Origin of the sequence: Aeromonas sp. 604176, from assembly GCF_049170755.1 — a bacterium.
Taxonomy (GTDB): Bacteria; Pseudomonadota; Gammaproteobacteria; order Enterobacterales; family Aeromonadaceae; genus Aeromonas; species Aeromonas veronii_A.
In genome coordinates this window covers 1-4491 of record NZ_JAAKNE010000186.1, presented here as the reverse complement: position 1 = coordinate 4491, position 4491 = coordinate 1, and the positions used below count along the sequence as shown (strand labels likewise).

General features: G+C 56.3%; 7 protein-coding genes. 2 read left to right on the top strand and 5 right to left on the bottom strand.

What is annotated here, in order from left to right:
- Window positions 1-902 (top strand): glutamine--tRNA ligase (gene glnS / locus G5358_RS20220; RefSeq protein WP_421324796.1); only part of this gene is annotated, 902 nt, incomplete at its 5' end.
- Between the two features lie 114 nt (window positions 903-1016).
- On the opposite strand, the gene fur is transcribed toward glnS, so the two are convergent.
- Complete coding sequence (gene fur / locus G5358_RS20215) at window positions 1017-1445, bottom strand: ferric iron uptake transcriptional regulator (protein WP_005334301.1); 429 nt, start codon at window positions 1443-1445, stop codon at window positions 1017-1019.
- A 241-nt stretch (window positions 1446-1686) separates the two neighbouring features.
- Here fur and G5358_RS20210 point away from each other — a divergent pair, with 241 nt between their 5' ends.
- On the top strand, window positions 1687-2160 hold the full coding sequence (locus tag G5358_RS20210; RefSeq protein ID WP_368225198.1) for a DUF4442 domain-containing protein: 474 nt from the start codon (window positions 1687-1689) through the stop codon (window positions 2158-2160).
- Window positions 2161-2250: 90 nt separating this feature from the next.
- Here G5358_RS20210 and fldA read toward each other — a convergent pair whose 3' ends face one another.
- From fldA to G5358_RS20190, 4 genes are read right to left on the bottom strand one after another with little or no spacing between them, the layout of a single operon-like run.
- Window positions 2251-2775, bottom strand: a complete 525-nt coding sequence (fldA, locus tag G5358_RS20205; RefSeq protein WP_005334298.1) for a flavodoxin FldA — start codon at window positions 2773-2775, stop codon at window positions 2251-2253.
- Window positions 2776-2814: 39 nt separating this feature from the next.
- Entirely contained in the window at window positions 2815-3111 is a 297-nt protein-coding gene (ybfE, locus tag G5358_RS20200) for a LexA regulated protein (RefSeq protein ID WP_005334297.1), read from the bottom strand.
- 20 nt (window positions 3112-3131) lie between these two features.
- Window positions 3132-3353 carry a DUF2788 domain-containing protein gene (locus G5358_RS20195; RefSeq protein ID WP_005334296.1) on the bottom strand — a complete coding sequence of 74 codons (222 nt, stop codon included), beginning with the start codon at window positions 3351-3353 and terminating at the stop codon, window positions 3132-3134.
- A 55-nt stretch (window positions 3354-3408) separates the two neighbouring features.
- Complete coding sequence (locus G5358_RS20190; protein WP_421298368.1) at window positions 3409-4191, bottom strand: alpha/beta fold hydrolase; 783 nt, start codon at window positions 4189-4191, stop codon at window positions 3409-3411.
- Window positions 4192-4491 lie beyond the last annotated feature (300 nt).

Below are 4491 nucleotides of genomic sequence, written 5' to 3'. Positions count from 1 at the left end.
GTCAGTACGAGTTCTCTCGTCTGAACCTCGAATACACCGTCATGTCCAAGCGCAAGCTGAACCTGCTGGTGACCGAGAAGCACGTCGATGGTTGGGATGACCCGCGCATGCTGACCGTCTCCGGTCTGCGTCGTCGTGGTTACACCCCGGCCTCCATCCGCGAGTTCTGCAAGCGCATCGGCGTCACCAAGCAGGACAACATCGTCGAGATGAGCATGCTGGAAGCCTGCATCCGCGAAGACCTCAACGAGCATGCGCCGCGCGCCATGGCCGTGCTGCATCCGGTGAAAGTGGTCATCGAGAACCTGGCTGCCGACGAAGTGCTGACAGCCCCGGCCCACCCGAGCAATGCCGAGATGGGTACCCGCGAGCTGAATTTCACCCGCGAGATCTTCATCGACGAAGCGGACTTCAAAGAAGAGGCGAACAAGCAGTTCAAGCGTCTGGTGCTGGGCAAGGAAGTGCGTCTGCGCAATGCCTATGTGATCAAGGCTGAGCGCATCGAGAAAGATGCCGATGGCAAAGTCACCTGCATCTACTGCTCCTACGATCCCGAGACCCTGGGCAAGGATCCGGCCGATGGCCGCAAGGTGAAAGGGGTGATCCACTGGGTCAGCGCCACTCACTCCCTGCCAGCGGAAGTGCGTCTCTACGACCGTCTGTTCAAGGTGCCGAACCCGGGCGCCGAGGATGACTTTGAAGCTGCGCTGAACCCGGAATCCCTGGTGATCATCGAGGGGGCCCGTGTCGAGGCCTCCCTGAAGAACGCCAAGCCGGAGCAGGCTTACCAGTTCGAGCGTGAAGGTTACTTCTGCGCCGACAACAAGCTCTCCAGCCCGGAGCATCTGGTGTTCAACCGCACCGTTGCCCTGCGTGACTCCTGGGGCAAAGTCGAAGGCTAAGCCGATGGGGCAGGGGAGACCCTGCCCTGTGCGATGCCAACGGCCTGCGCCGGACAATAAAAAGCCAGCTGATGCTGGCTTTTTATTGTCCGTTATCTGCAAGTCACGGGCGACTTATTCGTCGTGCTTGCACTCACCTGTTGCACAGTGACCGTAGAGGTAGAGGCTGTGGTTGGTGAGACGGATATTGAATTTCTTGGCGATCTCGCGCTGGCGCTGTTCGATCACTTCGTCGGAGAACTCGATCACCTTGCCGCAGTCAAGGCAAACCAGGTGGTCGTGGTGCTCCTGAGTGGCCAGCTCGAATACCGACTTGCCACCTTCGAAGTGGTGACGGGTAACGATACCGGCATCATCAAACTGGTTGAGAACGCGATAGACGGTAGCGAGACCAATCTCTTCACCCAGGTCGATCAGTCGTTTATAGAGATCTTCGGCGCTGGTGTGCTGGCAGTCCGGCTGTTGCAGGATTTCCAGGATTTTGACCCGGGGCAAGGTGATCTTGAGCCCGGCCTTTTTTAACGCTTGGTTGTTGTCTGCCATATTCTACTTATTCGCATTCTCGAAGGTGGGGTTATTCTGATGGACTGCCGCAGGAATGGCAACCTTGAACTCGCTTGGCCTGCCATTATAGGTCGTAGCCTCCCTAAAAATAAACCCAGCAATTCAAGGGGTTTAGCCATAAATGGCCGGTTGGATTGAAATAATCAATCGTGTCGTCCGACTTGCTGGCATGGCAGATGTTGATAAGATGTAACTTTCATATTCTGGTCGGATGAGATCCATGGATTGGCTTTTTGACAATGCGGCCTGGGTGCGCCGCGCACTCAACGCCTGGCCCCCTTTCTGGGGGGCCGGTATCAAGATAGAGACCCTGAGCGATGACTTTCGCTACTGCCGGGTGACCCTCAAATCCTGCTGGTGGAACAAGAACGCCAACCGCACCCAGTTTGGCGGCAGCATGTTTGCCATGACGGACCCCATCTATCCGCTGATGCTGATGGGCTACTTCAAGAATCGCTACTACGTCTGGGACAAGGCGGGCAGCATCAACTACATCAAGCCGGGCAAGGGCAAGCTGGTGGCCGAGTTCAACCTGACCGAGGGCAAGCTGGCCGAAATCGTGGCGGCGACTGAAGGTGGCAACAAGCATTTCCCCGAATTCGAGGTGACGGTACAAGACAAGAGCGGCGAGCTGGTGGCGCAGGTCAAGCGCACCCTCTATGTGCGGGCCAAACCGGAGCACAGAGGTGAATAACAGGGAAGAATAAAGGCAGGCATCGCAACAAGCAGATACAACAAGGGCCCCGTCGGGGCCCTTGTTGTCAGAGGTATGAGGGGAGGCGGATTACTCCAGCTCGCCCAGGCACATCTCTTCGTGCAGCTGCTTGCACCAGCCCTTGACGCGCTCGGCGGTCAGCTCCGGCTGGCGATCTTCATCGATACCCAGACCGACAAAGTGCTTGTCATCGACCAGTGCCTTGGAGGCTTCGAACTCGTAGCCGGCAGTCGGCCAGTGACCGATGATGATGGCGCCTTTGGCTTCGACGATGTCGCGCAGGGTGCCCATGGCGTCGAGGAAGTACTCGGAATAGTCTTCCTGATCACCGCAACCGAAGATGGCGACCAGCTTGTTGGTGAAGTCGATTTCGCCCAGATCGGGGAAGAAGTCGTCCCAGTCGGCCTGGGCTTCGCCGTAGTACCAAGTCGGGATGCCGAACATCAGCAGATCAAAGCTCTCGATGTCGGCCTTGCTGCTCTTGGCGATGTCACGGACTTCAATCAGGTTTTTGCCCAGCTCTTTCTGGATCATCTTGGCGACAGCTTCGGTGTTACCGGTATCGCTGCCAAAAAACAGACCTACACTTGCCATAGTGTTTAGTTACCCGTATTTGGTGTTAATGCTCAACGCTCAGACTGCAATGTCCACCGCAAAGGCGGACTCAATCTGTTGTTTCAGGATAGATTGGATCAGCTCGGCTCGGCTGATGTTCTGTTGTAACGCAAGTTGGTTCAGGCGCTCCAGCAACTCGGCCTCCACCTTTAACTCTACCCGCTTCAGCCCATTTTCCCGATCGCGCTTAAGCTGGTTACGCTTGTTGATCTTGAGCTGGGTCTCGCGGGGGAGTGGATTGGTCTTTGGCCTGCCGGGGCGCTTCTCATTTGCGAACAGATCCAGTGTTGTTCGATCAGTTTGCTGTTTGGCCATACATCACAGATGAAAATAAGTTAGCCGAGTCCTGAGCCTTCCCAGCCCAGTTCGATCAGCCCCTTGGCGACAAAACCCGCACAACCCAGAAACAGTACCAACCAGACGATAAAACGACCGAAACGGGGCACGTTGCCGCGCTTGAGCACGTCCTGAATGGCCAGGCCAATCAATATGAAAATGGCCACAAAGAATAACTTGAGGCCCAAACTTTCGATCAGGTCGATATGTTCACTTAGCATGGATTGCGCACACTCCTTATGACCGGCGCACTATATCACAAAGGATTTGAAACTGTTAACCGCCTGTCGACAGGAAATCCACAACCAATTTGTTGAACAGAGCCGGTTTTTCCGCATGCAGCCAGTGGCCGGTACCCGCGATGACACGCACCTTTGCCGCCGGGAATTGGGCCAGTGCCGTCTCGCTGTATTGGGGCTGCATATAGTCAGAATCCCCCCCCTTGATAAAGAGCACCGGCCCCTCGAAGCGGCGTTCATCGTCTGGCCAGCCCATGATGTTGGCGTAGTTTTGCTCAAGGGCGGGCACATTGAAGCGCCAACCCCAGCCATGCTCGCCTCTGGCGAAGGATTTGAGCAGGAACTGGCGCACCCCGGCGATCTCGATATGCTGTGCCAGCATGGCTTCCGCTTCACTGCGGCTTTGCGGCGGCGTGCGCAGTGTGGCATTGAGTCCGGCGAACACATTCTGGTGGCGGGAGTGGGGATAGGCGACCGGCGCCATGTCGGCCACCACCAGCTTGGTCACCCGCTCTGGCGCCAGCTTGGCGACCTGCATCGCCACCTTGCCACCCATCGAGTGGCCAATCAGGGTCGCTTCGGCAATCTCCAGCCGATCCATCAGGGTGAGGATATCGGCCGCTTGTGCCGGATAGCTCATCTCGCTGCTATGAAAGGAGGCTCCGTGGTTGCGCAGATCGACGCTGATGACCCGATAGTGCTCGCAGAGGGCACGGGCCAGCAGGCCGAGGTTGTCTAGGCTGCCAAACATGCCGTGGATCAGAATGACCGCCGGTCCCTGACCCTGCTCCTTGAAGTTCAATATGCTGTTTTGTTGCAAAATGACACCTTGTCGGTCGTGGGTGCGTATCGCTGTTTTATTTAACGCACTGGAAAGAAAAGGATTTCGTCCAATGGATTGGGATTTTGTGTGGTTTTTTTTCTAAAAAATCCCGTCCGGATCGGCTATCAGTGCGGCTGATCACACACTTGGCCCGCTATTATGCCGTATTCTCGATGAGATTCATGTACATCTGCCAGCCCCTTGCTTGGGCTGTCGGGTTTGCCTATGTATAATCGCCGCATCCGAATTTCGACGAGTCCAGCGCATCCCTATGAAAACCATCGAGCTTGATGACGA

What these genes read in the sequence shown, in the direction of transcription:
- fur (WP_005334301.1), bottom strand. Translation starts at nt 1,445, where the DNA reads ATGGCAGACAACAACCAAGCGTTAAAAAAGGCCGGGCTCAAGATCACC.
- G5358_RS20210 (WP_368225198.1), top strand. Translation starts at nt 1,687, where the DNA reads ATGGATTGGCTTTTTGACAATGCGGCCTGGGTGCGCCGCGCACTCAAC.
- fldA (WP_005334298.1), bottom strand. Translation starts at nt 2,775, where the DNA reads ATGGCAAGTGTAGGTCTGTTTTTTGGCAGCGATACCGGTAACACCGAA.
- ybfE (WP_005334297.1), bottom strand. Translation starts at nt 3,111, where the DNA reads ATGGCCAAACAGCAAACTGATCGAACAACACTGGATCTGTTCGCAAAT.
- G5358_RS20195 (WP_005334296.1), bottom strand. Translation starts at nt 3,353, where the DNA reads ATGCTAAGTGAACATATCGACCTGATCGAAAGTTTGGGCCTCAAGTTA.